This window comes from Enterobacter cloacae complex sp. HYC080_NIDB, assembly GCF_056673325.1.
On sequence record NZ_CP114212.1, the window covers coordinates 555,967 to 581,670 of the forward strand.

A 25,704-nucleotide genomic window follows, 5' to 3' on the forward strand; every position below is an offset into this window, starting at 1 on the left:
GGCCGGGTAAGGCGAAGCCGCTACCCGGCGTTTTACATCACTCGTCGCCGTTAAAACCCGCACGATTGAGCAGGAACTGCGACAGCAGCGCCACCGGACGGCCGGTGGCACCTTTGGCTTTACCGGAGCGCCATGCGGTACCCGCGATATCCAGGTGTGCCCAGTTATACTTGCGGGTGAAGCGTGCCAGGAAGCAGCCCGCGGTGATAGCCCCACCAGGACGACCGCCGATGTTCGCCATATCCGCAAAGTTAGACTCCAGCTGTTCCTGGTACTCGTCACCCAGCGGCAGACGCCATGCGCGATCGCCAGCCTGTTCAGATGCCCCGATAAGCTCGTGCGCCAGCGGATTGTGGTTCGACATCAGTCCGGTGATGTGGTGGCCCAGTGCAATCACGCAAGCACCCGTCAATGTGGCGACGTCAATCACCGCTTCAGGCTCGAAGCGCTCAACGTAGGTCAGCACGTCGCACAGCACCAGACGGCCTTCGGCATCGGTGTTCAGCACTTCAACGGTCTGGCCTGACATCGTGGTCAGCACGTCACCCGGACGATAGGCGCGTCCGCCAGGCATGTTTTCGCAGCCTGCCAGAACGCCGATCACGTTAATGGGCAGCTGGAGCTCCGCGACCATGCGCATCACGCCGTAAACCGCCGCCGCGCCGCACATGTCGTACTTCATCTCATCCATGCCTTCGGCAGGCTTGATGGAGATGCCGCCGGAGTCGAAGGTCAGGCCTTTACCGACGAGCACGACAGGGCGCGCATCTTCCGACGGGTTGCCCTTGTATTCGATGACCGACATCAGGGATTCGTTCTGCGAGCCGTTGCCGACCGCCAGATAGGAGTGCATCCCCAGCTCTTTCATCTGCTGTTCACCGATGACGCGAGTGATGACGTTTTTGCTGTAGGAGTCTGCCAGCTGGCGCGCCTGAGAGGCCAGATAGGCAGCGTTACAGATGTTCGGCGGCATGTTGCCGAGGTCTTTCGCCGCTTTAATACCGGCGGCAATCGCCAGACCATGCTGAATAGCGCGTTCGCCGCTGGTCAGTTCGCGACGGGTTGGCACATTGAAGACCATTTTACGCAGCGGACGACGCGGCTCGCTTTTATTGGTCTTCAGCTGATCGAAGCTGTACAGGCTCTCTTTTGCGGTTTCAACCGCCTGACGGACTTTCCAGTAAGTGTTACGGCCTTTAACGTGCAGCTCGGTCAGGAAGCAGACGGCTTCCATTGAACCGGTATCATTCAGCGTATTAATGGTTTTCTGAATGACCTGCTTATACTGACGCTCGTCCAGCTCGCGCTCTTTGCCGCAGCCAATCAGTAGAATACGCTCTGACAGGACGTTTGGAACATGGTGCAGTAACAGCGTCTGCCCAGGTTTGCCTTCCAGTTCGCCACGGCGCAGCAGGGCGCTGATATAGCCGTCACTGATTTTATCGAGTTGCTCGGCGATCGGGGAGAGTCGGCGTGGTTCAAAGACACCCACAACGATGCAGGCACTCCGCTGTTTCTCCGGGCTACCGCTTTTTACACTGAACTCCATGCACTACGCTCCTGAATCTTAAAGACAACAGCGGCTGCTACGGATAGAATTGAAACCTTTCGTAACTCATGTCCGCTGTTGTGGTGACTTCGTGTTAATCTTACGTTACTACGGTTTCGACACGTCAGAAAAAGTCCTGAAGCGTGAATCCGCCGGATGTTTTAATCTTAGCGATGATTTCGACGACTCAAGAGAATAAATGACGTTTAAGCCATGAAACAAGCGATTTTCCAGCAAAGAGACGGGTTTTTACGGGCGTATTTAAAGTGATAATCATAAGATATCTGGTGCGGGAGACGCTCAAAAGCCAACTGGCGATCCTCTTCATCCTGCTGCTGATTTTTTTCTGTCAGAAGCTGGTTAAGATCCTCGGTGCGGCCGTTGACGGCGAAATTCCAACGAATCTGGTGCTTTCCCTACTTGGTTTAGGGATCCCGGAAATGGCGCAGCTGATCCTGCCGCTGAGTCTTTTCCTCGGCCTGCTCATGACGCTCGGCAAGCTGTACACCGAGAGTGAAATCACGGTGATGCATGCCTGTGGCCTGAGCAAAGCCGTACTGGTGAAAGCGGCGATGATACTGGCGCTGTTCACCGGGATCGTGGCGGCAGTGAATGTGATGTGGGCGGGCCCCATGTCTTCTCGTCATCAGGACGAAGTTCTGGCCGAAGCGAAAGCGAACCCCGGCATGGCGGCGTTAGCGCAGGGGCAGTTCCAGCAGGCGACCGACGGTAACTCTGTGCTGTTCATTGAGAGCGTTGACGGCAGTAAATTCAACGATGTATTCCTGGCCCAGCTGCGACCTAAAGGTAACGCGCGTCCATCCGTCGTGGTGGCAGATTCCGGTCAGCTGGCGCAGAGTAAAGATGGTTCGCAGATTGTCACGCTGAATAAAGGCACTCGCTTTGAAGGCACCGCGATGCTGCGCGACTTCCGTATTACGGATTTCCAGAACTATCAGGCTATTATCGGCCATCAGGCGGTGGCGCTCGATCCGACGGATACCGAGCAAATGGATATGCGTACATTGTGGAACACCGACACCGACAGAGCGCGTGCAGAGTTCCACTGGCGTATTACGCTCGTATTCACCGTGTTTATGATGGCACTGATTGTGGTTCCGCTGAGCGTGGTGAACCCGCGTCAGGGGCGCGTGCTCTCTATGCTGCCAGCGATGCTGCTTTACCTGATCTATTTCCTGCTACAAACCTCTATTCGCTCTAACGGCGCGAAGGGTAAGCTGGATCCTATGGTCTGGACGTGGTTCGTTAACAGCTTGTACATCTTACTGGCGCTGGGATTAAACCTGTGGGATACGGTGCCAGTGCGCCGCATACGTGCCCGGTTTTCGCGTAAAGGAGCCATCTAATGCAGGCGTTTGGCGTTCTTGACCGCTATATCGGTAAAACCATTTTTACCACCATCATGATGACGTTGTTCATGCTGGTGTCGCTCTCCGGCATTATCAAATTTGTCGACCAGCTGAAAAAAGCCGGGCAGGGCAGTTATGACGCGCTGGGCGCGGGGATGTACACCCTGCTCAGCGTGCCAAAAGATGTGCAGATCTTCTTCCCAATGGCGGCCCTGCTGGGGGCACTCCTCGGGCTGGGCATGCTGGCACAGCGCAGCGAGCTGGTGGTGATGCAGGCCTCAGGCTTTACCCGTATGCAGGTTGCGCTGTCGGTAATGAAAACCGCTATCCCGCTGGTGCTGTTGACCATGGCGATTGGTGAGTGGGTGGCACCGCAGGGCGAGCAGATGGCGCGTAACTATCGTGCTCAGGCGATGTACGGTGGTTCACTACTCTCGACGCAGCAAGGGCTGTGGGCGAAAGATGGTAAAAACTTCGTCTACATCGAACGGGTAAAAGGCGATGATGAACTGGGCGGCGTGAGCATCTACGCCTTCAATGACCAGCGCCGCCTGGAGTCAGTACGACATGCCTCTTCGGCAAAGTTTGACCCCGAACATAAGCAGTGGCGTTTGTCGCAGGTGGATGAATCTGACCTGACCGATCCAAAACAGATCACCGGTTCGCAGACCGTCAGCGGCACGTGGAAGACCAACCTCACGCCGGATAAACTCGGCGTCGTGGCGCTGGATCCTGATGCGCTCTCTATCAGCGGCTTGCACAACTATGTGAAGTACCTGAAGGCGAGCGGGCAGGATGCCGGACGTTATCAGCTCAACATGTGGAGCAAGATCTTCCAGCCGATGTCCGTGGCGGTAATGATGCTGATGGCGCTGTCGTTTATCTTCGGTCCGCTGCGTAGCGTACCGATGGGCGTGCGCGTGGTGACGGGGATCAGTTTCGGCTTTGTCTTCTACGTTCTCGATCAAATCTTCGGACCGCTGACGCTGGTGTACGGTATCCCGCCGATTATTGGCGCGCTGCTGCCGAGTGCCAGTTTCTTCCTGATCAGCCTCTGGCTGCTTTTGAAACGCTCCTGACAGACCTCTCCTCGCTTCCGGTTGACCGGGAGCGAGGCTAATCTCCTGTTTCACCCCGCACTTTTTCTCACAACCTTCAACGTCCTGCCCCGAATTTGAGTATTATTGAGCGATAAAGTCGTGAAGGGATCCTCTATGAAGCAAATTCGAATGCTTGCCCAGTATTACGTCGACCTGATGATGAAGCTTGGGCTGGTGCGTTTCTCCATGCTGCTGGCGCTGGCGCTGGTCGTACTGGCCATTGTCGTGCAAATGGCCGTCACCATGGTTCTGCATGGCCAGGTCGAGAGTATCGACGTCATCCGCTCTATCTTCTTTGGCTTGCTTATTACCCCCTGGGCCGTCTATTTCCTTTCCGTCGTGGTTGAACAGCTTGAGGAGTCTCGTCAGCGCTTGTCAAAACTGGTGGATAAACTGGAGGAGATGCGCGAGCGCGATCTGAAACTCAACGTTCAGCTTAAAGACAACATTGCGCAGCTGAATCAGGAAATTTCAGATCGTGAGAAGGCGGAGGCGGAGCGTCAGGCCACGCTGGAACAGCTGAAAGTTGAAATGAAAGAGCGCGAGGTGACGCAGATCCAGCTTGAGCAGCAATCCTCTTTCCTGCGTTCGTTCCTGGATGCTTCGCCGGATCTGGTGTTCTACCGCAACGAAGATAAAGAGTTTTCCGGCTGTAACCGGGCGATGGAACTCCTGACCGGAAAAAGCGAGAAGCAGTTGATTCACCTGAAGCCGCAGGACGTTTACTCTGAGGAGGCGGCCGCCAAGGTTATGGAAACGGACGAAAAAGTGTTCCGCCATAACGTCTCGCTGACCTACGAGCAGTGGCTGGATTATCCGGATGGCCGCAAAGCCTGCTTTGAGATCCGTAAGGTGCCCTATTATGACCGCGTAGGGAAACGCCACGGCCTGATGGGCTTCGGCCGTGATATCACCGAGCGTAAGCGCTATCAGGATGCCCTGGAGCGCGCCAGCCGCGATAAAACCACCTTTATCTCCACCATTAGCCACGAACTGCGTACGCCGCTCAATGGCATTGTGGGGCTGAGCCGTATTTTGCTGGATACCGATCTCACTGCAGAGCAGGAAAAGTACCTGAAAACAATTCATGTCTCGGCGGTTACGCTGGGTAATATCTTCAACGATATTATCGATATGGATAAGATGGAACGCCGTAAGGTTCAGCTTGATAACCAGCCGATTGATTTCACCAGTTTCCTTGCCGATCTGGAAAATCTGTCTGGTCTTCAGGCGCAGCAGAAAGGGCTGAGGTTCGTCATGGAGCCCACCCTGCCGCTGCCGCATAAAGTGGTTACCGACGGTACGCGGTTGCGCCAGATCCTGTGGAACCTGATCAGCAACGCGGTGAAATTTACCCAGAAAGGGCAGGTGGCGGTGCGTATCCGCTATGACGCAGGCGACATGCTGCACTTCGAGGTGGAGGACTCCGGGATCGGTATTCCACAGGAAGAGCAGGACAAAATTTTCGCGATGTACTACCAGGTGAAGGACAGCAACGGCGGAAAACCTGCCACCGGGACCGGTATTGGCCTGGCGGTGTCTAAACGGCTGGCGAAGAGCATGGGCGGTGATATTACCGTTGCCAGCCAGCCGGGCAAAGGATCGACCTTTACGCTGACGGTGCATGCGCCAGCGGTGGCGGAAGAAGTTGAGGATACCTTTGAAAACGACGATATGCCGCTGCCATCCCTGCACGTCCTGCTGGTGGAAGATATTGAGCTGAACGTCATTGTGGCGCGCTCGGTGCTGGAAAAACTGGGCAACAGCGTGGATGTGGCAATGACCGGTAAAGCCGCGCTGGAGATGTTTACACCGGGCGAATATGACCTCGTTCTGCTGGATATCCAGTTGCCGGATATGACCGGGCTGGATATCTCGCGTGAACTGACGCGTCAGTACGCGGCTGACGAACTGCCGCCGCTGGTGGCGCTAACGGCAAACGTACTGAAAGACAAAAAAGAGTATCTCGACGCCGGTATGGACGATGTACTCAGCAAGCCGCTGGCGGTGCCTGCTCTGACCGCCATGATCAAGAAGTTCTGGGATACCCGTGATGAAGAGGAGAGCACCATGACGTCTGTTGATAGCGCAAAAGCCCAAACGATACTCGATACCGCGATGCTGGAGCAGTACATTGACCTGGTCGGCCCGAAACTGATTACCGACGGTCTGGCTGTGTTTGAAAAAATGATGCCGGGCTATCTGAGCGTGCTGGAGTCAAACCTGACGGCACGGGACCAGAAGGGCATCGTGGAAGAAGGGCATAAAATCAAAGGGGCCGCCGGCTCGGTCGGGTTACGTCACCTGCAGCAGCTGGGTCAACAGATTCAGTCGCCTGATTTACCCGCCTGGGAAGATAACGTGGGTGATTGGGTTGAAGAGATGAAACAAGAGTGGCAGAACGATGTGGCGGTGCTTAAAGCCTGGGTGGACGCCAGAAAAAAATGACCCCGGTTTAACCGGGGTGCGCGAATACTGCGCCAACACCAGGGAAATCGTGGCTGCGCCTGTTTTTAAACGTTATTTTCGAATGGGCGCCGCCTGAAAAATTTAGGCCGCACGCAGATAAGATAGCAAATCTTAAATGGTTTGTTACATGAATCAGTGAAATGTGTGAAGCATAGCGTTTTAATCAAAATTATTAATGTGCTTCAGCAAGTTGCAAAGAAGGATCGTCAAGATGAAAAAAATGGGTGTCGTCCTGAGCGGATGCGGTGTTTATGATGGCTCAGAGATACATGAAGCCGTAATTACCCTACTGGCTCTGGCAAAACAGGGTGCAGAGGTGATGTGTTTTGCGCCAGATAAAAATCAGGCGGATGTCATTAACCATCTGACCGGCGAGCCAATGGCCGAAACCCGTAATGTGTTGATTGAAGCCGCGCGTATTGCCCGGGGAGAAATTCGTCCGCTGGCCCAGGCAAATGCTGCTGAACTGGATGCGCTCATTGTGCCGGGTGGCTTTGGTGCCGCGAAAAATCTCAGCACTTTTGCTGCTGAAGGCGCGGCTTGCAAGGTGGACGCGGATTTAAAAGCGCTGGCGCAGGCGATGCATGCGGCGGGTAAGCCGCTGGGCTTTATCTGCATTGCACCGGCCATGCTGCCAAACATTTTTGATTTCCCCTTACGGCTGACAATCGGGACCGATATCGATACTGCTGAGGTCATCGAGGAGATGGGTGGCGAACACGTTCCGTGCCCGGTCGATGACATTGTCGTGGATGAAGAGAACAAAATTGTCACCACGCCCGCGTACATGCTGGCGCAGAATATCGCGCAAGCGGCTGAGGGTATTGAAAAACTGGTAGCCCGGGTACTGGTGCTGACGGAATGAGCCGACAGTCTTCCGCAGGAAAATGGGTGAAATACCTTCTTTTGCGCATCGTACTCGTGCTGGCGGTGTTCTGGGGAGGCGGACTGGCCGTGTTCAGCATTTTGCCAGTACCGTTTTCAGCCGTTATGGTTGAGCGTCAGCTCAGCGCGTGGTTCTCCGGTGATTTTGGCTATGTCGCGCATTCTGACTGGGTGAGTACGGACGAGATCTCACCGTGGATGGGGCTGGCAGTCATCGCGGCGGAAGATCAGAAGTTCCCGGAGCACTGGGGGTTCGATGTGGCCGCGATTGAAAAGGCGCTTGCCCATAACGAACGCCATGAAAATCGCGTGCGCGGTGCGTCTACCCTGTCGCAACAGACGGCAAAAAATCTGTTCCTGTCGGATGGCCGAAGCTGGGTGCGAAAAGGGCTGGAAGCGGGGCTGACGCTTGGAATGGAAACAGTCTGGAGCAAAAAGCGCATTCTGACCGTCTATCTCAATATTGCCGAGTTTGGGGAGGGGGTATTTGGTGTCGAAGCTGCATCACAACGCTATTTTAATAAACCTGCCAGCAGGCTAAGCATGTCGGAGGCCGCGCTGTTAGCCGCTGTACTGCCTAATCCTCTTCGCTTTAAGGCCAGTGCCCCATCAGGCTACGTGCGAAGCCGTCAGGCATGGATCATGCGTCAGATGCGACAGCTGGGTGGAGAGGGGTTTATGCAGCGTAATCATCTGATGTAGGGCGGGTAAGCGCAGCGCCACCCGCCAGAATGGCAGACCTAATCTTCGTCAAACCCGGCATTAAACAGCGCAATCACCGCCGCCAGCGCTTCCTCTTCCTGAGGGCCGGTGGCCTCGACCTCAATCTGGCGCCCTTTGGCAGAATCCAGCATCAGCAGGGCGATAACGCTGTTCGCTTCCGCTTCGGTGCCTTCATCATTGCGCAACAGAACTTCTGCATCAAAACCCTGCATCAGCTCAAACAGTTTCATCGCCGGGCGTGCGTGCATTCCCAGCTTGTTGGTGATCTCAACGGTTTGTTTTACGGTCATGTTTTACGTTTTTCCAGCGTGCGATGACGGGACTGAACGTTCTTGCCGCGCGAGCGGAAATAGTCGGCCAGCTGTTCGGCAATGTAGACCGAACGATGTTTACCGCCGGTACAGCCAATCGCCACCGTCAGGTAGCTACGATTGTTTGTCTCCAGCATAGGTAACCATAGCTCAAGGTAGCTTCGCGTCTGGTAGATAAAATTGTGAACTTCTGTGTGCCTGTCGAGGAACGCCGCAACGGGTTTATCCAGGCCGGTCATAGGACGCAGTTTAGGATCCCAGTGCGGGTTCGGCAGGAAGCGCACGTCGAAAACATAGTCCGCATCAATCGGAATACCGTGCTTAAAGCCAAAGGATTCGAACACCATCGTCAGTTCGCGCTCGCGTTTGCCCAGCAGGCGGGTACGCAGCATTTCCGCCAGTTCATGAACGGACATCTCTGAGGTATCGACAATCAGGTCGGCGCGTGAACGCAGCGGTTCCAGCAGATCGCTCTCTTCGTCGATGGCGCTTTCCAGCGAGAGATTTTTACTGGAAAGCGGGTGCAAACGCCGGGTATCGCTGTAGCGGCGGATCAGGGTATTGCGATCGGCATCGAGAAACAGCAGCTGAGGCGAGAATGCGTCAGGCAGGTTACTCATTGCCTGCTCGAAGATTTCAGGCGACTCGGGCATGTTACGAACGTCGATACTGACGGCAGCAGAGGTTTGTCTCTCCGCCAGGGTACGCGCCAGATCGGGCAATAACACCACCGGCAGGTTATCTACGCAGTAAAAACCCATGTCTTCCAGCGCGCGCAGGGCAACGGATTTCCCCGACCCTGAACGACCGCTGACAATCATCAGCACCATGTTCCGTTTCTCCTCAGGACAACAGATGTGAAGGCCATCTCCTGGTTACGCGTCATCCTGATTGCCTTCTGCTTCAGTGATAATCTGATAAAGCTCTTCATCACTTTGGGCTGAGCGCAGTCGACGGCAGATGGTTTTATCGGCCAGACGTTTAGCGACCAGCGAAAGCGTGTGTAGATGGGTTTTGGTCTGGTCGGCAGGAACCAGCAGCGCGAAGAGGAGATCGACAGGCTGATTATCAATGGCATCAAAGGCAATTGGCGTTTCCAGTTGCACAAACACACCGACGGCACGCAGGGTGTCCTCTTCCAGCTTGCCGTGCGGGATCGCGATGCCGTTGCCGATACCGGTACTGCCCATCTTTTCACGGGTCAGGATCGCTTCGAACACCACCTGCGGCGGCAGGCCCAGCTGTTTTGCAGCCAGTTCACTGATGATCTCCAGCGCACGTTTTTTGCTCTGGCAGTGAACGGCACTGCGGGTACATTCCTGGTTAAGGACATTGCTCAGTTGAAGAGCGGAATCGTTGTTCATCATAATTTCACCTAAGCGCTAACTGTACAAATGGCCTGTTGTTTTTCACAACAGGCCGTCCTGCACCCGTTAACTGCCCGGACAATTAGTGTTGTTTCAGTTTATCTTTATGTTTATTGAGCTGTCGCGCAAGCTTATCAATCAAGCCGTCGATAGCAGCGTACATGTCTTGCCCTTCCGCACTGGCATGGAGTTCACCCCCGTTTACATGCAGGGTCGCATCCGAGATATGAGTCACTTTCTCCACTTTCAACACAACGTAGACCTGGTTGATCCTTTCGAAATACTGCTCGAGTTTCGCGAACTTAGCGTTCACAAAATCACGTAAGGCCTCAGTAATCTCGACATTGTGTCCTGTGATATTGAGCTGCATAGTGTCTTCCTTATCGGTTGTGTCACACCAGTTGTTTACGCTGGTTTGACGGCGGAATGGATAAAGACTCTCGATACTTCGCAACAGTACGACGTGCCACCATAATACCCTGATCGGACAGCATGGTGGTTAACTTACTGTCACTCAGTGGCTTCGCGGGGTTCTCCGCGGCGATCAACTTCTTCACCAGTGCGCGAATCGCCGTTGACGACGCTTCGCCGCCGCCCTCGGTACTCACGTGGCTGGAGAAGAAATACTTAAGCTCAAAAATACCGCGCGGACTGTGCAGATACTTCTGCGTGGTGACGCGGGAAATGGTTGATTCATGCATCTCGACGGCCTGAGCGATATCCGCCAGTACCATCGGTTTCATATATTCTTCGCCCTGCTCAAAGAATGCTTGCTGCTGTTCGACGATACAGCGGCTCACGCGAAGCAGGGTATCATTTCGGCTCTCCAGACTCTTGATCAACCATCGCGCTTCCTGAAGGTTGCTACGAATATATTGATTATCGGCGTCGTTGCGCGCGCTGGTGCACATGGAGGCGTACTGCTGGTTGATTTGCAGGCGAGGGATGCTGTCAGAGTTCAGTTCAACGACCCAGCGGTCGTTATGTTTTCTGACCAGCACGTCCGGGATCACGTACTCGGGTTCACTCGTCTGGATCGACTGACCAGGCCGCGGATCGAGGGACTGAATCAGATTCACCGCCTCTTTCAGCACCTCTTCTTTGAGGCGCGTAACGCGCATCAGGCTACGAAAGTCGTGGTTAGCGAGAAGATCCAGATGATCGCTGATGATTAAGCGTGCTTCGTCGAGCCATGGCGTCTCTTTGCTGAACTGAGAAAGCTGGATCAGCAGGCAGTCGCGCAGATCTTTCGCTGCCACGCCTACGGGATCGAAACGCTGAATACGTTTCAGAACGGCTTCAATCTCTTCCAGCTCAATCTCTTCATCGCCCATGCTCTCCAGAATGTCGTCCAGCGTGACGGTCAGATAGCCGGTGTCATCAACGGCGTCGACAATGGAGGTGGCAATGGCACGATCGGTATCGGAGAACGGGGTCAGCTCCACCTGCCACATCAGGTAATCCTGCAGCGACTGGGTGGTTTCGCCCTGATAAACCGGCAGCTCATCGTCCTGGTAGTCTGCACGCGTACCGGAAGGGGTGCCGGCGGTATAAATTTCATCCCAGCTGGCATCCAGAGGAAGCTCGTCCGGCATCTCTTTTTGTTCGAGTGCATCTGCGGTATCGAGCGATTCTGTATCCTGGGACTGCTGTGTATCTACCTCATCATGAAGATCGGCTTGCTCCAGCAGGGGATTGCTGTCCAGCGCTTGCTGGAGCTCCTGCTGGAGTTCTAAGGTGGACAGTTGCAACAGACGAATTGCCTGCTGTAACTGCGGCGTCATCGCCAGTTGTTGGCTGAGCCTTAATTGCAAACCTTGCTTCATGTTCAGAGCATTTTTCTCCGGTTCGGCGTTACGTTACCTCTACCCTATCAGAGTCTGAAGTCTTCCCCAAGATAGACGCGCTTAACATGATCGTTTTCGAGGATCTGCTGCGGCGTACCGTGGGCGATCAGATTGCCCTGGCTCACAATGTACGCGCGCTCACAGACGGCAAGCGTTTCACGCACGTTGTGGTCGGTGATCAGCACGCCAAGCCCGCTGTCACGCAGATGCTCAATGATACGTTTAATGTCGATGACGGAGATTGGGTCAACACCGGCAAACGGTTCATCCAGAAGGATAAATTTAGGGTTTGCAGCCAGCGCGCGCGCAATCTCAACACGACGGCGTTCACCGCCGGACAATGCCTGACCCAGGCTGTCGCGCAGGTGCTCGATGTGAAACTCTTCCATCAGCTCGTTGGCGCGATCCTGACGCTGTTCGCTGGTCAGGTCGTCACGAATTTGCAGAACCGCCATCAGGTTATCAAAGACGCTCAGACGGCGGAAAATAGAGGCTTCCTGCGGCAGATAGCCGATGCCACGACGCGCGCGCGCGTGCAGTGGCAGCAGGCTGATGTCTTCATCATCGATGATGATGTTGCCGGCATCACGCGGGACAATGCCAACCACCATGTAGAAGGTGGTGGTTTTACCCGCACCGTTAGGGCCAAGCAGGCCCACAATTTCGCCGGAGTTGACGGTCAGACTGACATCTTCTACGACACGGCGGCCCTTATAGGCCTTCGCGAGATTTTTTGCAGTTAATGTTGCCATAACGAATTAGTTACTCTTCTTCTGTGCCGGGGCCTGACCCTTGCCTTTATCCTGCAGCTGAGACGGAACCAGCACGGTGGTTACGCGTTTGCCTTTCTCGCTGGAGGCCTGCATTTTTTGCTCTTTCACCAGATAGGTGATCTTGTCGCCGGTAATGTTGCTGTCCAGCTGTTCCAGATACGCGTTTCCGGTCAGGATAACCAGGTCTTTCGCCAGCTCATAGTGCATATGCGAGGCGCGGCCTTTCACCGGCTTGCCGTTGTCCTGCATCTGGTAGAAGGTGGCCGGGTTGCCGTAACCATCAATGATCTCTTTGCCCTGCTCGCCACCCGGACGGGTAACGACCACTTTATCGGCGTTAATTTTGATGGTGCCCTGCGTCATCACGACGTTACCCGTGAAGGTGACGACGTTACCCTGCATATCGAGGGACTGAGTGTCAGACTCGATGTGGATCGGCTGGTCGGTATCACCCGTTACAGCAAGCGCGGGGAGACTGGTCGCCAGCATCGCGCTGGCGATAATTACTTTAAGGCTGAGTTTGTTTGTTTTGAATTTCATAGGAGGTTCTAACCTTTTCAATCAGCTCGGCGTTCTTGCTGCGTAAGTTCCCGCGCATTCTTAAACCGCTGGAATTAAATGTTGTGCCATACAGTGTGACCAGATCCTGCGAGGTCACGTCCTGGGTTACCAGGTTGATCTGGGCATTATCGGTCGTAATTTTCCGCAGTTGCGAGTCAGCGGTCAGGGCGTTGACTTCAACGTGGCCATACAGATAAAGCATACGGTCATTTGTCAGTTTGGCCCGATCTGACTTAATTGACCACGTCGGCACTTTGTCTTTATCGAATGTGGTCATGACGGGTTGGGTAAACCACGAAACGCCCTCATCGGAAAAATATTCCACATGCTGGGCAACCAGGCGATAGTTCAGCGCACCTTCCGGGCTATAGACCACGGTGTCGCTGTGATCGCTTTTGTAGGTTGGATCGTTATTGTTGATCACTTCCTTTTGCGTATCGTCGCGATCGGCCAGGTTCACGCCAATCAATACCAGTGCGACAAGCGAAAGCAGAATGATAACCCAACGTCTGGTTTTACTCATATTGATTGCCCTTTGGCCTCATCAAGCTTGCCCTGCGCCAGCAGAAGCAGGTCGCAGACTTCACGTACGGCACCACGGCCACCGTTGATGTGGGTAACGTAATCAGCGCGTGGGAGCAGCAACGGGTGAGCGTCAGCAACCGCAATGCTGAGACCGACTTCAGCCATCACTGGCCAGTCAATCAAATCGTCCCCGACATAGGCCACGTTTTCCGGCGCGATCGCCAGTTTACCCAGTAAATCGTTGAACGCTGCCATTTTATCGGATTGCCCCTGATACAGATGGGTAATCCCTAAGGTTTCACAGCGGTCTTCTACCAGTTTAGCTTTCCGCCCGGTGATGATAGCCACCTCGATACCCGAGGTGAGCGCGCAGCGAATTCCGTAGCCATCGCGGACGTTAAACGCTTTCAGCTCTTCGCCATGATTGCCCATGTAAATCAGGCCATCGGAGAGTACGCCATCGACATCAAGGATGAGCAGACGAATATTTTCCGCCTTTGCCATCATCTGGTTACTAACCGGTCCATAACAGGTTGCAAGGGATGCACCCGCATTACTCATTGTCTTATCCTTCATTACACTACGCCTGCGCGCAGCAGATCATGCATATGTACCACACCCAGCAACTGGTCGCCATCGGCAACCATAACGGAGGTGATATGGCGGGACTGCATCAGGTTCAGCACATCCACGGCCAGCGTACCCGGACGCACGCGAATCCCGCCGGGCGTCATGACATCGGCAATGCCAAGTGTACGGACATCTACACCCATGTCGAACACGCGACGCAGGTCGCCATCGGTGAAGATCCCCTGAATTTTCATCAGGTCGTCACACACGACCGTCATGCCCAGATTCTTGCGGGTGATTTCCAGCAGCGCATCACGCAGGGAGGCCTCTTTACTGACGTGAGGGATCTCATCCCCGGTGTGCATAATGTCGTTTACCCGAAGCAGCAGCTTGCGCCCCAGCGCGCCACCCGGGTGGGAAAGCGCGAAGTCCTCCGGCGTAAAACCACGCGCTTCCAGCAACGCAACGGCAAGTGCATCGCCCATGACCAGGGCCGCGGTGGTACTGGACGTTGGAGCCAGACCGAGAGGACAGGCTTCTTTGGGTACTTTTACGCACAGGTGAATATCGGCTGCACGCGCCATGCTGCTTTCAGGGCGGCTGGTCATGCAAATCAGCGGCACCTGCAGGCGCTTCAGTACCGGGATTAGCGCCAGGATTTCATTGGATTCACCGGAGTTGGACAGCGCGATGACAACATCCTGCGGCGTGACCATCCCCAGGTCGCCGTGTGCGGCTTCTCCCGGGTGGACAAAGAAGGAGGAGGTTCCGGTGCTGGCAAAGGTTGCCGCCATTTTGCGGCCAATATGACCGGATTTGCCCATCCCCATCACTACGACTTTACCGGCACAGTAAAACATCTTCTCACAGGCCAGACTAAAATCCTGATTAATGTACTGATCTAACTGCGCCAGACCTTCACGTTCAATCTCCAGAACGTCTTTGCCTGCTTTCTGAAAGTCAAAACCCGGCTGCAATTCTATTTGCGACATAATGCGTTTCCGTTTACCCAGAGAGAAGAGGCGAGAGCCAGTACAGCATCGCCATCCATACGATAAATCCACCTGTCAGCAGCGCACCTGCGCCTTTGCCGATCTGTCGTTGCCGCCGCCAGCAGAGCAGGGCGAATATCACGCTGACCAACAACATCACTCCGTAATCGCGAGAGAATGCCAGAGGGTTGAAGGGCCCTGGCGTTATCAGGGCCGGCAGACCCATCACAATCGCGATATTAAATATGTTGGAACCGATGATATTACCAATGGCAATGTCATCTTCCCCTTTACGTGCCCCCGCAATGGCGGTGGCCAGCTCCGGCAGGCTGGTGCCGATAGCAATCACCGTCAGGCCAATCGTCAGTTCACTCATGGCGAAAAAGTTCGCCAGCACCGTCGCGTTATCCACGACCATGCGCGTTGCCATCGGCATAATAATCAGCGCGACGCCAAGCCAGAGCAGGGCGACCGGTAGCGTACCTTCGCGCGGGAGCTCGGCGACCTGCTCACGCGTGAGGCTGTCATGACCCAGTTTCTCAGCCTGGCGGGCGATTTTAACACTATACAGCAGCCAAATGACGGCTAGCGCCAGCAGGAAAATGCCGTCGCTGTAGCTCAGTACGCCATCATAAAATACGCAGCCTGCCAGCAGACTTACGATTAACATTAGCGGCAATTCCCGGCGCAGAACATCAGAATGCACGCGAAATGGATGGAGCAGCGCCGCCAGGCCCAGGATCAGTAAGATGTTGACGATGTTAGAGCCAATCGCGGTGCCAATTGCAAGGTCTAACTGACCGTGCAACGATGCCGAGACAGAGACGATGATTTCAGGAAGCGACGTGCCAACACTGACAACGGTCATCCCGATGACAACCGGCGGTACGCCCGTCAGGCGACACAGGATTGATGCAGCAAACACTAAACGGTCAGCACTGTAGACCACCAAAAGTAAACCAATTATTAACAGTGCTGTTGCTAAAAGCATCAAAAGTCCTTTCTTCAGGTATACTTGTCGGTCCATCGCGCGGGAATGACTGGACTGCATACGGTCTGAGGCGTAACGAATTCCTAATTTTGACTTTATGCGCAGGAAAAGTAAAACAAATGCCAGCTTTCGCTAACCTCAATGGCTAATATTCTGTAAAAATGCTGAGTTTAGGGCTGATTCAGGCTGCACGCTTAAACGTGAGCAGGGTAAGAAAGGAACCATAAATGAGCCAAACGATGGCGAATTTAGTCGATGTCCGCGGTGTGAGTTTCTCGCGTAGTAATCGATTGATATTCGATGATATTTCGTTGACCGTACCGCGTGGCAAAATTACCGCCATCATGGGGCCGTCCGGGATCGGTAAAACGACCCTTCTGCGCCTTATTGGTGGGCAGATCCCACCTGACAGCGGTGAAATCCTCTTCGATGGCGAAAACATCCCGGAGATGTCGCGCTCGCGCCTGTATACTGTCCGCAAACGTATGAGTATGCTCTTTCAGTCGGGGGCGCTGTTCACCGACATGAACGTCTTTGATAACGTGGCTTATCCGCTGCGCGAACATACCAGCCTGCCGCCTGAACTGCTGAAAAGCACGGTGATGATGAAGCTTGAAGCTGTCGGTCTGCGGGGGGCTGCAAAACTGATGCCTTCAGAACTGTCTGGCGGGATGGCGCGACGTGCCGCACTGGCGCGAGCCATTGCATTAGAACCCGATTTAATCATGTTCGACGAACCGTTTGTCGGACAGGATCCCATCACGATGGGCGTGCTGGTGAAGCTTATCTCTGAACTGAACAGCGCGCTCGGCGTAACCTGTATTGTGGTGTCTCACGATGTACCGGAAGTGTTGAGCATTGCCGATTACGCCTATATCGTGGCGGACAAAAAGATCGTCGCACACGGCAGCGCCCAGGCGCTTCAGGAAAATTGCGATCCGCGCGTGCGGCAATTCCTCGATGGTATTGCTGACGGACCCGTACCGTTCCGCTACCCGGCGGGCGATTATCGTGACGATTTACTGGGATTAGGGAGTTAAGCCACTCATGCTGTTAAATGCGTTGGCCGCCCTTGGACACCGTGGCATAAAAACCATCAGGACGTTCGGGCGTGCCGGATTAATGTTATTCAACGCGCTGGTTGGCAAGCCGGAGTTTCGCAAGCACGCGCCTCTGCTGGTGCGGCAGCTTTATAATGTCGGTGTGCTGTCGATGCTCATCATCATTGTCTCCGGCCTGTTTATCGGTATGGTGCTGGGGCTACAGGGCTACCTCGTTCTGACCACCTACAGTGCGGAAACCAGCCTCGGGATGCTGGTGGCGCTCTCACTGCTGCGTGAACTGGGGCCGGTTGTGGCGGCGCTGCTGTTCGCCGGTCGTGCAGGGTCAGCACTCACGGCAGAAATTGGCCTGATGCGCGCCACCGAGCAACTCTCCAGCATGGAGATGATGGCGGTCGACCCGCTGCGTCGGGTCATCTCTCCGCGTTTCTGGGCGGGGGTGATCTCGTTACCGCTACTGACTATTCTGTTTGTCGCCGTGGGGATCTGGGGTGGTTCGCTGGTGGGGGTCCACTGGAAAGGCATTGATGCCGGTTTCTTCTGGTCCGCCATGCAGGATGCCATCGATCTGCGAATGGATCTGGTTAACTGCCTGATTAAAAGCGTGGTATTTGCCATTACGGTCACCTGGATCGCCTTGTTCAATGGTTATGATGCCATTCCGACGTCGGCGGGCATTAGCCGTGCAACTACACGTACTGTCGTACATTCGTCGCTGGCCGTACTGGGTCTGGATTTTGTGCTCACCGCACTGATGTTTGGGAATTGAGTTCATGCAAACGAGAAAAAATGAAATTTGGGTCGGCGTGTTTCTGCTGCTGGCGCTGCTGGCCGCACTGTTTATCTGTCTGCGAGCGGCGGATATCACCTCAGTGCGCACCGAGCCGACATACCGTGTCTATGCCACCTTCGATAATATCGGCGGCCTGAAAGCGCGCTCACCGGTGCGTATTGGTGGCGTTGTTATCGGGCGTGTATCAGACATAACGCTTGATGAGAAAACGTATCTGCCGCGCGTTGCGATGGATATCGAAGAGCGTTACAACCACATTCCGGACACCAGCTCCCTGTCAATCCGTACTTCCGGCCTGCTGGGAGAGCAATACCTGGCGCTCAACGTTGGCTTTGAAGACCCTGAGCTTGGAACGACTATCCTTAAAGACGGTAGCGTTATCCAGGATACGAAGTCCGCGATGGTGCTGGAAGATATGATTGGTCAGTTCCTTTACAACAGTAAAGGGGATGATAAAAAGTCTGACGATGCCCCTGCGCAGAGTGAAGACCATACCAACGCTGCGCCGACCCCAGGTGCGACGAATTAATTCAGGAGAAGTCATTCATGTTTAAACGACTGTTAATGGTTGCCATGCTGGTCATTGCTCCCCTGACTGCGGCTCATGCTGCGGATCAAAGCAACCCGTACAAACTGATGGACGAAGCTGCGAAGAAAACCTTCGACCGTCTCAAAAACGAACAGCCAAAAATTCGCGCGAATCCTGATTATCTGCGTGACGTGGTAGACCAGGAACTGCTGCCCTATGTGCAGATCAAATATGCTGGTGCGCTGGTGCTGGGACGTTATTACAAAGATGCGACGCCTGCGCAGCGTGAAGCCTACTTTGCTGCGTTCCGTGAATACCTGAAACAGGCGTATGGTCAGGCGCTGGCGATGTACCACGGCCAGACCTATCAGATTGCTCCCGAGCAGCCGCTGGGTGATGCCACCATTGTGCCTATCCGCGTGACGATCAACGATCCTAACGGCCGTCCACCGGTGCGCCTGGATTTCCAGTGGCGTAAAAACAGCCAGACCGGGCACTGGCAGGCCTATGACATGATTGCCGAAGGGGTAAGCATGATCACCACCAAACAGAACGAGTGGAGTGACCTGCTGCGCACCAAAGGTATTGATGGCCTGACCGCGCAACTGCAGTCTATTGCGCGTCAGAAAATTACTCTGGACGAGAAAAAGTAATGTCGCAGCAACTCAGTTGGTCGCGTGAAGGTGAGACGTTAAAGCTGTCCGGTGAACTTGATCAGGACCTGCTGAACCCACTGTGGGATAAACGCCACGACGCGATGCAGGGCGTGACGCTCATCGACTTAACCGACGTCACGCGGGTGGATACGGCAGGTGTTGCACTGCTCGCCCATCTGGTCGCTGTGGGGAAAAAGCAGGGGACAAGCGTCAGGCTTCATGGCGCGAGCGATAATGTCGTTACCCTTGCCCAACTCTACAATTTGCCTCCGGACGTCCTGCCTCGTTAATATTTTCAGTGCGTTACTTCCGAAAGCCCTGACAGTTTCATCGTCGGGGCTTTTTGCTTGTTTAAGACGACGCCACTTTGCTCTAAGATGTTGGGCTTGTTTTCACTATCAGATGATTAAGAACCCATGGAAAATCATGAAATCCAGACAGTGCTGATGAATGCACTCTCCCTTCAGGAAGCCCACGTCACTGGCGATGGCAGTCACTTCCAGGTTATTGCTGTGGGTGAGATGTTCGACGGTATGAGCCGTGTGAAGAAACAGCAGGCTGTGTACGCGCCGCTGATGGAATATATTGCGGATAACCGCATCCACGCCCTGTCGATTAAAGCGTTCACCCCGCAAGAGTGGGCACGCGATCGCAAACTAAACGGTTTTTGAGCTGAGGGCGACAGGCCCGCAGCACGGTTGAATTTATAAGAGAGCACAAAATGGATAAATTTCGTGTACAGGGGCCAACGCGTCTCCAGGGCGAAGTCACAATTTCTGGCGCGAAAAACGCCGCGCTGCCAATCCTCTTTGCTGCGCTGCTCGCGGAAGAGCCGGTAGAAATTCAGAACGTACCGAAGCTGAAAGATATCGACACCACCATGAAGCTGCTCACCCAGCTGGGCACGAAAGTTGAGCGTAACGGTTCCGTCTGGATCGATGCCAGCAACGTGAACAACTTCTCTGCGCCTTACGATCTGGTGAAAACCATGCGTGCATCCATCTGGGCGCTTGGCCCGCTGGTGGCGCGTTTTGGTCAGGGTCAGGTTTCACTGCCGGGCGGTTGCGCCATCGGTGCGCGTCCGGTTGATCTGCATATCTATGGTCTGGAGAAACTGGGCGCTGAGATCAAGCTGGAAGAAGGTTACGTTAAAGCCTCCGTCAACGGTCGTCTGAAAGGCGCGCACATTGTCATGGACAAAGTGAGCGTGGGCGCAACCGTCACCATCATGTCTGCGGCAACGCTGGCAGAAGGCACGACCATCATCGAAAACGCCGCGCGTGAACCAGAGATTGTGGATACTGCCAACTTCCTCGTGGCGCTGGGGGCGAAGATCTCCGGCCAGGGTACTGACCGTATCACCATCGAAGGCGTTGAGCGTCTGGGCGGCGGTGTGTATCGCGTTCTGCCCGACCGTATCGAAACCGGCACCTTCCTGGTGGCCGCAGCGATCTCTGGCGGTAAGATTGTTTGTCGCAACGCGCAGCCTGATACCCTGGATGCGGTGCTGGCGAAACTGCGTGATGCAGGCGCGGATATCGAAATCGGCGAAGACTGGATCAGCCTCGATATGCACGGTCAGCGTCCAAAAGCGGTCAATGTACGTACGGCGCCGCATCCGGCGTTCCCAACGGACATGCAGGCGCAGTTCACCCTGTTGAACCTGGTTGCCGAAGGGACAGGCTTCATCACAGAGACCATTTTCGAGAACCGCTTTATGCACGTACCGGAACTGATCCGTATGGGTGCGCATGCTGAGATCGAGAGCAATACCGTGATTTGCCACGGCGTGGAGAAACTGTCAGGTGCTCAGGTGATGGCAACCGATCTGCGTGCGTCTGCAAGCCTGGTGCTGGCGGGGTGTATTGCGGAAGGTACTACGGTGGTGGATCGTATTTACCACATCGATCGTGGTTATGAGCGTATCGAAGACAAACTGCGCGCGCTGGGTGCCAATATCGAGCGTGTGAAGGGCGAGTAATCGTTCCGGCAGCCCCCTGCCAGAGATGACCGGGGGGTTGCTGTTCCTGCTAAAAAGCGCGTTATTCCTGTGGTTCTTTCTTTAACTTTCTCTGGCGCATCATGCGCGTTCTGTCGATGAATTCATGGGTAATGGGATCGTGGTAGCGCGAGGGCCAGATCACCCACGGGTGCGTTTCCAGCGCCGTCGCGATAATTAATTCTCCCTTTGGCCAGGGGCGGGTCAGGGCGTTGGCCAGGGTGGAAGAACTCAGACCATGGCGGCGGGACTCTGCTGCCAGTGACGTCCCTCTTTTGCGCAGTGCCGCAATGATATCTGCCGTATGCCAGTCGATAAATTTCGTATCCATAACGCTGTCCTTAAGTGCGGATTCACCTACGCCGTTTCTTCTGAAACGACTGGCTTACTATACCCATTTCAAACTCTTGTTCTAAAAAGTTCGCGTTACTTGAAGGGATATTCAGAATAAGACATGCCTTTATTCATGCGGTCTCTAAACCGATGAATTTACATGAATACGGAATTTACTGGGGTGTTTTAGAACCTCCCCGCGATGGAAACGGGGAGGTGTGAAAGGATTAACGATCGCGTTGAACAGCGATGTGGGCAAGGCCAATAAGGGCATCACGCCACGGGCTGTCTGGAATAACCTGAAGGGCAGCGATGGCTTTATCAGCCTCTTCTTCGGCACGCTGACGCGTCCATTCCAGTGAACCGCAGATCGCCATAGTTTCCAGTACCGGTTCCAGAAGATGGCGACCATTTCCCTGTTCGATCGCCTCACGGATCATTTTCGCCTGGTCTTCAGTTCCGTTGCGCATCGCATGGAGCAGCGGCAGGGTCGGTTTGCCTTCGTTCAGGTCATCGCCCACGTTTTTGCCGAGCGTTTCGCCGTCCGCACTGTAGTCCAGCAAATCATCAATCAGCTGGAAGGCTGTCCCCAGATAGCGACCATAGTCCTGGAGCCCTTTTTCCTGAGCCTCAGAACAGCCAGCCAGAATGCCGGAGCACTGCGCGGCCGCTTCAAACAGGCGCGCTGTTTTGCTGTAGATGACGCGCATGTAGTTTTCTTCAGTAATATCCGGATCGTTGACGTTCATCAGCTGCAGCACTTCGCCTTCAGCGATGACGTTTACGGCTTCTGACATCACTTCCAGCACTTTCAGCGAGCCCAGGCTGGTCATCATCTGGAAGGCGCGGGTATAGATAAAATCCCCGACCAGAACGCTGGCGGCATTACCGAAGGCGGCATTGGCCGTGGCCTTACCGCGACGCATATCGGATTCATCCACAACATCGTCATGCAGAAGCGTCGCTGTGTGAATAAATTCGATCAGTGCGGCGATCGTGACGTGGGCATTTCCCTGATAGCCAACGGCTCTGGCAGCCAGAATGGCAATCATCGGGCGAATGCGTTTACCGCCGCCGCTGACAATGTAATAGCCCAACTGATTGATCAACTGAACGTCAGAGTTGAGTTGCTCCAGGATTGCTGCATTCACACCCGCCATATCTTGCGCGGTTAACTCATTGATTTTTTCTAAATTCATCGCAAAAGCCGGGCTTTTCATCCTGTTGATCCCATCTTCAATGGGGTAACGAAGGGTTTCGGTTTATCAATAGTAGTGCTGATTGTACTGAAAAAACGGCTCAGTTAAACGTTACCGTACGTGTTGTGTTTTTTTTCTTCATGTATTGATGGTAGCACTTGTCAAAGGCTCGCGTTTTGCGTAATATTCGCGCCCTATTGTGAATATTTATAGCGCACTCTGAATCATACGAGGATGTGCGCGGAAGCGGAGTTTATATGTACGCGGTTTTCCAAAGTGGTGGTAAACAACACCGAGTAAGCGAAGGTCAGACCGTTCGCCTGGAAAAGCTGGACATCGCAACTGGCGAATCTGTTGAGTTCGCAGAAGTTCTGATGATCGCAAACGGTGAAGAAGTCAAAATCGGCGTTCCTTTCGTTGATGGCGGCGTTATCAAAGCTGAAGTTGTTGCTCACGGTCGTGGCGAGAAAGTTAAAATCGTTAAGTTTCGTCGTCGTAAACACTACCGTAAGCAGCAGGGCCACCGTCAGTGGTTCACTGATGTGAAAATTACTGGCATCAGCGCCTAAGACCTGAGGAGAGATTTAAATGGCACATAAAAAGGCTGGCGGCTCCACACGTAACGGTCGCGATTCAGAAGCTAAACGCCTGGGCGTTAAGCGTTTCGGTGGCGAATCCGTTCTGGCGGGTAGCATCATTGTTCGTCAACGTGGTACCAAATTCCACGCTGGCAACAACGTAGGTTGCGGTCGTGACCACACTCTGTTTGCTAAAGCAGACGGTAAAGTGAAATTTGAAGTTAAAGGCCCGAACAACCGTAAATACATCAGCATCGTTGCTGAGTAAGGTTTTCTCGGTCAGGTAACGGATTAAAGCCCCGCAACGTGTTGCGGGGCTTTTTACATTGGAAACCCGGAAAATTTTCTGTAGGGAAAACGGGCATGAAGCAGCAGGCCGGCATTGGTATTCTTTTGGCGCTCACGACCGCAATGTGCTGGGGTGCGCTGCCAATTGCAATGAAGCAAGTACTGGAAGTGATGGAGCCGCCTACGGTGGTCTTTTATCGCTTTCTGATGGCAAGCATCGGCCTCGGCGCCATTCTGGCTATCAAAGGTAAGCTTCCGCCTTTGCGACTTTTCCGCAAACCGCGCTGGCTGGTGCTGCTGGCTATCGCGACGGGCGGTCTGTTTGGTAACTTCATCCTGTTCAGCTCTTCTCTGCAGTATCTTAGCCCTACAGCGTCACAGGTGATTGGTCAGCTTTCACCTGTGGGCATGATGGTCGCCAGCGTGTTTATCCTCAAGGAGAAGATGCGTGGGACGCAGATTATCGGGGCGAGCATGTTGCTGTGTGGTCTGGTGATGTTCTTTAACACCAGCCTGATCGAAATTTTTACCCGCCTGACGGATTACACCTGGGGTGTGATTTTTGGTGTGGGAGCAGCTACGGTCTGGGTAATCTATGGCGTCGCGCAAAAGGTGTTATTGCGGCGCCTGGCCTCACAGCAGATCCTTTTTTTGCTGTACACTTTATGTACAGTTGCATTATTGCCGTTAGCAAAGCCGGGTGTCATTACCCAGCTGAGCGACTGGCAGCTGGCGTGCCTCATTTTTTGTGGGCTTAACACGCTGGTTGGTTATGGCGCGCTTGCTGAAGCAATGGCGCGCTGGCAGGCAGCACAGGTTAGCGCATTGATCACGCTGACTCCGCTGTTTACCCTGTTATTTTCAGATTTGTTATCAATGGCCTGGCCCGATGTCTTCGTCAGACCGATGCTCAACCTGTTGGGCTATCTCGGTGCGTTTGTCGTGGTTGCGGGCGCGATGTATTCCGCCATTGGTCATCGTCTTTGGGGACGTTGGCGCAAAAATGAAGCGGTCCCCGCTCAGGCGAATGAGTTACGGAGAGTAAAATGAAGTTTGTTGATGAAGCAACGATCCTGGTTGTGGCTGGTGATGGCGGCAACGGTTGCGTGAGCTTCCGCCGTGAAAAATATATTCCTCGAGGTGGCCCGGATGGCGGCGACGGCGGGGATGGTGGTGATGTGTGGCTGGAGGCGGATGAGAACCTCAACACGCTGATCGACTACCGTTTCGAAAAATCCTTCCGCGCTGAACGTGGTCAGAACGGTCAGAGCCGCGACTGTACCGGTAAACGCGGTAAAGACGTGACCATTAAAGTGCCGGTTGGTACGCGCGTGATTGACCAGGGCACCGGTGAAACCATGGGTGACATGACCAAACACGGTCAGCGCCTGATGGTTGCAAAAGGCGGCTGGCACGGTCTGGGCAATAGTCGCTTCAAATCGTCCGTTAACCGTACTCCGCGTCAGAAAACGATGGGTACGCCGGGCGATAAGCGCGATCTGCAGCTGGAGCTGATGCTCCTGGCAGACGTGGGCATGCTGGGTATGCCAAATGCCGGTAAATCGACCTTTATTCGCGCGGTTTCTGCGGCGAAACCAAAAGTGGCGGACTATCCGTTTACCACGCTGGTACCGAGCCTGGGTGTTGTCCGTATGGATAACGAGAAGAGCTTCGTTGTTGCTGACATCCCGGGTCTGATCGAAGGTGCAGCGGAAGGTGCCGGTCTCGGCATTCGCTTCCTGAAACACCTTGAGCGTTGCCGCGTACTGCTGCACCTCATTGATATCGATCCTATTGATGGTTCCGATCCGGTTGAAAATGCCCGGATCATCATCGGTGAGCTGGAAAAATACAGCGAAAAACTGGCGTCTAAACCGCGCTGGCTGGTCTTCAACAAGATCGACCTGATGGATAAAGCGGAAGCGGAAGCGAAAGCTAAAGCGATTGCTGAAGCGATGGGCTGGGAAGATAAATACTACCTGATCTCCGCGGCAAGCCAGGTTGGCGTGAAAGATCTCTGCTGGGATGTGATGACCTTTATCATCGAAAACCCGGTTGTTCAGGCTGAAGAAGCGAAACAGCCAGAAAAAGTCGAATTCATGTGGGATGACTACCACCGTCAGCAGCTCGAAGAGCTGGAAGCGGAAGAGGAAGACGACTGGGACGATGACTGGGATGAAGACGACGAAGAAGGTGTCGAGTTCATCTACAAGCACTGATATCTGTCTAAAGCCC

General features: G+C 54.3%; 30 protein-coding genes. 16 read left to right on the top strand and 14 right to left on the bottom strand.

The genetic code is table 11. From position 1 onward, the window contains the following. Window positions 1–37 precede the first annotated feature (37 nt). Window positions 38–1,549 carry a leucyl aminopeptidase gene (gene pepA / locus O1723_RS02620; RefSeq protein WP_014885403.1) on the bottom strand — a complete coding sequence of 504 codons (1,512 nt, stop codon included), beginning with the start codon at window positions 1,547–1,549 and terminating at the stop codon, window positions 38–40. 266 nt (window positions 1,550–1,815) lie between these two features. Between pepA and lptF the strand changes: the two genes are divergently transcribed. The 5 genes from lptF to mtgA all read left to right on the top strand — a co-directional run bounded on the left by lptF (window position 1,816) and on the right by mtgA (window position 8,075). Next, window positions 1,816–2,916, top strand: a complete 1,101-nt coding sequence (lptF, locus tag O1723_RS02625; RefSeq protein ID WP_014885402.1) for an LPS export ABC transporter permease LptF — start codon at window positions 1,816–1,818, stop codon at window positions 2,914–2,916. After that, entirely contained in the window at window positions 2,916–3,998 is a 1,083-nt protein-coding gene (gene lptG / locus O1723_RS02630) for an LPS export ABC transporter permease LptG (protein WP_014885401.1), read from the top strand. The genes lptF and lptG overlap by 1 nt, the downstream gene beginning before the upstream one ends. 135 nt (window positions 3,999–4,133) lie before the next feature. Continuing rightward, on the top strand, window positions 4,134–6,467 hold the full coding sequence (arcB, locus tag O1723_RS02635) for an aerobic respiration two-component sensor histidine kinase ArcB (RefSeq protein WP_248190995.1): 2,334 nt from the start codon (window positions 4,134–4,136) through the stop codon (window positions 6,465–6,467). 232 nt (window positions 6,468–6,699) lie between these two features. After that, window positions 6,700–7,353, top strand: coding sequence for an isoprenoid biosynthesis glyoxalase ElbB (gene elbB, locus O1723_RS02640; protein ID WP_014885399.1), 654 nt, complete (start codon window positions 6,700–6,702; stop codon window positions 7,351–7,353). Then, on the top strand, window positions 7,350–8,075 hold the full coding sequence (mtgA, locus tag O1723_RS02645) for a monofunctional biosynthetic peptidoglycan transglycosylase (protein ID WP_248190998.1): 726 nt from the start codon (window positions 7,350–7,352) through the stop codon (window positions 8,073–8,075). Before elbB ends, mtgA begins: the two co-directional genes overlap by 4 nt. Window positions 8,076–8,113: 38 nt before the next feature. Here the strand turns inward: mtgA and npr are convergent, their stop codons facing one another. The 11 genes from npr to O1723_RS02700 form a co-directional block, all read right to left on the bottom strand. After that, window positions 8,114–8,386 (bottom strand): PTS phosphocarrier protein NPr, encoded by a 273-nt coding sequence (npr, locus tag O1723_RS02650; RefSeq protein ID WP_003861872.1) that lies wholly within the window; start codon window positions 8,384–8,386, stop codon window positions 8,114–8,116. Continuing rightward, complete coding sequence (gene rapZ / locus O1723_RS02655) at window positions 8,383–9,237, bottom strand: RNase adapter RapZ (RefSeq protein ID WP_014885397.1); 855 nt, start codon at window positions 9,235–9,237, stop codon at window positions 8,383–8,385. The genes npr and rapZ overlap by 4 nt, the downstream gene beginning before the upstream one ends. A gap of 45 nt (window positions 9,238–9,282) precedes the next feature. Then, the gene (ptsN, locus tag O1723_RS02660) at window positions 9,283–9,774 is read right to left on the bottom strand and encodes a PTS IIA-like nitrogen regulatory protein PtsN (protein ID WP_008501443.1); all 492 of its coding nucleotides are present in this window, start codon (window positions 9,772–9,774) and stop codon (window positions 9,283–9,285) included. Window positions 9,775–9,856: 82 nt separating this feature from the next. Continuing rightward, the gene (gene hpf / locus O1723_RS02665) at window positions 9,857–10,144 is read right to left on the bottom strand and encodes a ribosome hibernation promoting factor (RefSeq protein ID WP_014171818.1); all 288 of its coding nucleotides are present in this window, start codon (window positions 10,142–10,144) and stop codon (window positions 9,857–9,859) included. Window positions 10,145–10,166: 22 nt separating this feature from the next. Then, window positions 10,167–11,600, bottom strand: coding sequence for an RNA polymerase factor sigma-54 (gene rpoN, locus O1723_RS02670; protein ID WP_014885396.1), 1,434 nt, complete (start codon window positions 11,598–11,600; stop codon window positions 10,167–10,169). 47 nt (window positions 11,601–11,647) lie between these two features. Continuing rightward, complete coding sequence (lptB, locus tag O1723_RS02675; protein WP_014885395.1) at window positions 11,648–12,373, bottom strand: LPS export ABC transporter ATP-binding protein; 726 nt, start codon at window positions 12,371–12,373, stop codon at window positions 11,648–11,650. A gap of 6 nt (window positions 12,374–12,379) precedes the next feature. Further along, on the bottom strand, window positions 12,380–12,934 hold the full coding sequence (gene lptA / locus O1723_RS02680; protein ID WP_014885394.1) for a lipopolysaccharide ABC transporter substrate-binding protein LptA: 555 nt from the start codon (window positions 12,932–12,934) through the stop codon (window positions 12,380–12,382). Further along, window positions 12,903–13,478, bottom strand: a complete 576-nt coding sequence (gene lptC, locus O1723_RS02685; protein ID WP_014885393.1) for an LPS export ABC transporter periplasmic protein LptC — start codon at window positions 13,476–13,478, stop codon at window positions 12,903–12,905. Before lptC ends, lptA begins: the two co-directional genes overlap by 32 nt. Beyond that, window positions 13,475–14,041, bottom strand: a complete 567-nt coding sequence (gene kdsC, locus O1723_RS02690) for a 3-deoxy-manno-octulosonate-8-phosphatase KdsC (protein ID WP_014885392.1) — start codon at window positions 14,039–14,041, stop codon at window positions 13,475–13,477. The genes lptC and kdsC overlap by 4 nt, the downstream gene beginning before the upstream one ends. 14 nt (window positions 14,042–14,055) lie before the next feature. Then, window positions 14,056–15,042, bottom strand: a complete 987-nt coding sequence (gene kdsD / locus O1723_RS02695; protein ID WP_014885391.1) for an arabinose-5-phosphate isomerase KdsD — start codon at window positions 15,040–15,042, stop codon at window positions 14,056–14,058. 13 nt (window positions 15,043–15,055) lie between these two features. Next, entirely contained in the window at window positions 15,056–16,033 is a 978-nt protein-coding gene (locus O1723_RS02700) for a calcium/sodium antiporter (protein ID WP_014885390.1), read from the bottom strand. A gap of 227 nt (window positions 16,034–16,260) precedes the next feature. On the opposite strand from O1723_RS02700, the gene mlaF reads away from it, so the two are divergent. From mlaF to murA, 7 genes are all read left to right on the top strand, one after another. Then, entirely contained in the window at window positions 16,261–17,073 is an 813-nt protein-coding gene (gene mlaF, locus O1723_RS02705; RefSeq protein WP_014885389.1) for a phospholipid ABC transporter ATP-binding protein MlaF, read from the top strand. 7 nt (window positions 17,074–17,080) lie between these two features. Then, complete coding sequence (gene mlaE, locus O1723_RS02710; RefSeq protein WP_010436044.1) at window positions 17,081–17,863, top strand: lipid asymmetry maintenance ABC transporter permease subunit MlaE; 783 nt, start codon at window positions 17,081–17,083, stop codon at window positions 17,861–17,863. Window positions 17,864–17,867: 4 nt separating this feature from the next. After that, window positions 17,868–18,416 (top strand): outer membrane lipid asymmetry maintenance protein MlaD, encoded by a 549-nt coding sequence (gene mlaD / locus O1723_RS02715; protein WP_014885388.1) that lies wholly within the window; start codon window positions 17,868–17,870, stop codon window positions 18,414–18,416. Between the two features lie 17 nt (window positions 18,417–18,433). Next, a complete protein-coding gene (gene mlaC, locus O1723_RS02720) occupies window positions 18,434–19,069 on the top strand; it encodes a phospholipid-binding protein MlaC (protein ID WP_014885387.1) in 636 nt (211 codons plus the stop codon). Then, window positions 19,069–19,362 (top strand): lipid asymmetry maintenance protein MlaB, encoded by a 294-nt coding sequence (gene mlaB / locus O1723_RS02725; protein WP_014885386.1) that lies wholly within the window; start codon window positions 19,069–19,071, stop codon window positions 19,360–19,362. The genes mlaC and mlaB overlap by 1 nt, the downstream gene beginning before the upstream one ends. 126 nt (window positions 19,363–19,488) lie before the next feature. Then, on the top strand, window positions 19,489–19,743 hold the full coding sequence (ibaG, locus tag O1723_RS02730; RefSeq protein WP_008501458.1) for a BolA family iron metabolism protein IbaG: 255 nt from the start codon (window positions 19,489–19,491) through the stop codon (window positions 19,741–19,743). 50 nt (window positions 19,744–19,793) lie between these two features. Next, window positions 19,794–21,053: a UDP-N-acetylglucosamine 1-carboxyvinyltransferase gene (gene murA / locus O1723_RS02735; RefSeq protein ID WP_014885385.1), complete on the top strand. Its 1,260-nt coding sequence runs from the start codon at window positions 19,794–19,796 to the stop codon at window positions 21,051–21,053. Window positions 21,054–21,114: 61 nt separating this feature from the next. On the opposite strand, the gene sfsB is transcribed toward murA, so the two are convergent. Together sfsB and ispB are read right to left on the bottom strand one after the other, a co-directional pair. Continuing rightward, window positions 21,115–21,402, bottom strand: coding sequence for a DNA-binding transcriptional regulator SfsB (gene sfsB, locus O1723_RS02740; RefSeq protein ID WP_014885384.1), 288 nt, complete (start codon window positions 21,400–21,402; stop codon window positions 21,115–21,117). 229 nt (window positions 21,403–21,631) lie between these two features. After that, window positions 21,632–22,603 carry an octaprenyl diphosphate synthase gene (gene ispB, locus O1723_RS02745; protein ID WP_014885383.1) on the bottom strand — a complete coding sequence of 324 codons (972 nt, stop codon included), beginning with the start codon at window positions 22,601–22,603 and terminating at the stop codon, window positions 21,632–21,634. Window positions 22,604–22,860: 257 nt separating this feature from the next. Here ispB and rplU point away from each other — a divergent pair, with 257 nt between their 5' ends. From rplU to cgtA, 4 genes are all read left to right on the top strand, one after another. Continuing rightward, window positions 22,861–23,172: a 50S ribosomal protein L21 gene (gene rplU / locus O1723_RS02750; protein WP_003025032.1), complete on the top strand. Its 312-nt coding sequence runs from the start codon at window positions 22,861–22,863 to the stop codon at window positions 23,170–23,172. A gap of 19 nt (window positions 23,173–23,191) precedes the next feature. Continuing rightward, window positions 23,192–23,449, top strand: a complete 258-nt coding sequence (gene rpmA / locus O1723_RS02755) for a 50S ribosomal protein L27 (RefSeq protein ID WP_004385076.1) — start codon at window positions 23,192–23,194, stop codon at window positions 23,447–23,449. Window positions 23,450–23,544: 95 nt separating this feature from the next. After that, window positions 23,545–24,519, top strand: coding sequence for a DMT family transporter (locus tag O1723_RS02760; RefSeq protein ID WP_248191001.1), 975 nt, complete (start codon window positions 23,545–23,547; stop codon window positions 24,517–24,519). Next, the gene (gene cgtA / locus O1723_RS02765) at window positions 24,516–25,688 is read left to right on the top strand and encodes an Obg family GTPase CgtA (RefSeq protein ID WP_014885381.1); all 1,173 of its coding nucleotides are present in this window, start codon (window positions 24,516–24,518) and stop codon (window positions 25,686–25,688) included. The genes O1723_RS02760 and cgtA overlap by 4 nt, the downstream gene beginning before the upstream one ends. Window positions 25,689–25,704: the final 16 nt, after the last annotated feature.

What these genes read in the sequence shown, in the direction of transcription:
- lptC (WP_014885393.1), bottom strand. Translation starts at nt 13,478, where the DNA reads ATGAGTAAAACCAGACGTTGGGTTATCATTCTGCTTTCGCTTGTCGCA.
- rplU (WP_003025032.1), top strand. Translation starts at nt 22,861, where the DNA reads ATGTACGCGGTTTTCCAAAGTGGTGGTAAACAACACCGAGTAAGCGAA.
- hpf (WP_014171818.1), bottom strand. Translation starts at nt 10,144, where the DNA reads ATGCAGCTCAATATCACAGGACACAATGTCGAGATTACTGAGGCCTTA.
- pepA (WP_014885403.1), bottom strand. Translation starts at nt 1,549, where the DNA reads ATGGAGTTCAGTGTAAAAAGCGGTAGCCCGGAGAAACAGCGGAGTGCC.
- elbB (WP_014885399.1), top strand. Translation starts at nt 6,700, where the DNA reads ATGAAAAAAATGGGTGTCGTCCTGAGCGGATGCGGTGTTTATGATGGC.
- npr (WP_003861872.1), bottom strand. Translation starts at nt 8,386, where the DNA reads ATGACCGTAAAACAAACCGTTGAGATCACCAACAAGCTGGGAATGCAC.
- mlaD (WP_014885388.1), top strand. Translation starts at nt 17,868, where the DNA reads ATGCAAACGAGAAAAAATGAAATTTGGGTCGGCGTGTTTCTGCTGCTG.
- ptsN (WP_008501443.1), bottom strand. Translation starts at nt 9,774, where the DNA reads ATGATGAACAACGATTCCGCTCTTCAACTGAGCAATGTCCTTAACCAG.
- O1723_RS02760 (WP_248191001.1), top strand. Translation starts at nt 23,545, where the DNA reads ATGAAGCAGCAGGCCGGCATTGGTATTCTTTTGGCGCTCACGACCGCA.
- lptB (WP_014885395.1), bottom strand. Translation starts at nt 12,373, where the DNA reads ATGGCAACATTAACTGCAAAAAATCTCGCGAAGGCCTATAAGGGCCGC.
- mlaC (WP_014885387.1), top strand. Translation starts at nt 18,434, where the DNA reads ATGTTTAAACGACTGTTAATGGTTGCCATGCTGGTCATTGCTCCCCTG.
- mlaB (WP_014885386.1), top strand. Translation starts at nt 19,069, where the DNA reads ATGTCGCAGCAACTCAGTTGGTCGCGTGAAGGTGAGACGTTAAAGCTG.
- rpoN (WP_014885396.1), bottom strand. Translation starts at nt 11,600, where the DNA reads ATGAAGCAAGGTTTGCAATTAAGGCTCAGCCAACAACTGGCGATGACG.
- O1723_RS02700 (WP_014885390.1), bottom strand. Translation starts at nt 16,033, where the DNA reads ATGCTTTTAGCAACAGCACTGTTAATAATTGGTTTACTTTTGGTGGTC.
- ispB (WP_014885383.1), bottom strand. Translation starts at nt 22,603, where the DNA reads ATGAATTTAGAAAAAATCAATGAGTTAACCGCGCAAGATATGGCGGGT.
- ibaG (WP_008501458.1), top strand. Translation starts at nt 19,489, where the DNA reads ATGGAAAATCATGAAATCCAGACAGTGCTGATGAATGCACTCTCCCTT.
- kdsD (WP_014885391.1), bottom strand. Translation starts at nt 15,042, where the DNA reads ATGTCGCAAATAGAATTGCAGCCGGGTTTTGACTTTCAGAAAGCAGGC.
- lptG (WP_014885401.1), top strand. Translation starts at nt 2,916, where the DNA reads ATGCAGGCGTTTGGCGTTCTTGACCGCTATATCGGTAAAACCATTTTT.
- arcB (WP_248190995.1), top strand. Translation starts at nt 4,134, where the DNA reads ATGAAGCAAATTCGAATGCTTGCCCAGTATTACGTCGACCTGATGATG.
- lptA (WP_014885394.1), bottom strand. Translation starts at nt 12,934, where the DNA reads ATGAAATTCAAAACAAACAAACTCAGCCTTAAAGTAATTATCGCCAGC.
- mlaF (WP_014885389.1), top strand. Translation starts at nt 16,261, where the DNA reads ATGAGCCAAACGATGGCGAATTTAGTCGATGTCCGCGGTGTGAGTTTC.
- mlaE (WP_010436044.1), top strand. Translation starts at nt 17,081, where the DNA reads ATGCTGTTAAATGCGTTGGCCGCCCTTGGACACCGTGGCATAAAAACC.
- mtgA (WP_248190998.1), top strand. Translation starts at nt 7,350, where the DNA reads ATGAGCCGACAGTCTTCCGCAGGAAAATGGGTGAAATACCTTCTTTTG.
- cgtA (WP_014885381.1), top strand. Translation starts at nt 24,516, where the DNA reads ATGAAGTTTGTTGATGAAGCAACGATCCTGGTTGTGGCTGGTGATGGC.
- rpmA (WP_004385076.1), top strand. Translation starts at nt 23,192, where the DNA reads ATGGCACATAAAAAGGCTGGCGGCTCCACACGTAACGGTCGCGATTCA.
- kdsC (WP_014885392.1), bottom strand. Translation starts at nt 14,041, where the DNA reads ATGAGTAATGCGGGTGCATCCCTTGCAACCTGTTATGGACCGGTTAGT.
- rapZ (WP_014885397.1), bottom strand. Translation starts at nt 9,237, where the DNA reads ATGGTGCTGATGATTGTCAGCGGTCGTTCAGGGTCGGGGAAATCCGTT.
- murA (WP_014885385.1), top strand. Translation starts at nt 19,794, where the DNA reads ATGGATAAATTTCGTGTACAGGGGCCAACGCGTCTCCAGGGCGAAGTC.
- sfsB (WP_014885384.1), bottom strand. Translation starts at nt 21,402, where the DNA reads ATGGATACGAAATTTATCGACTGGCATACGGCAGATATCATTGCGGCA.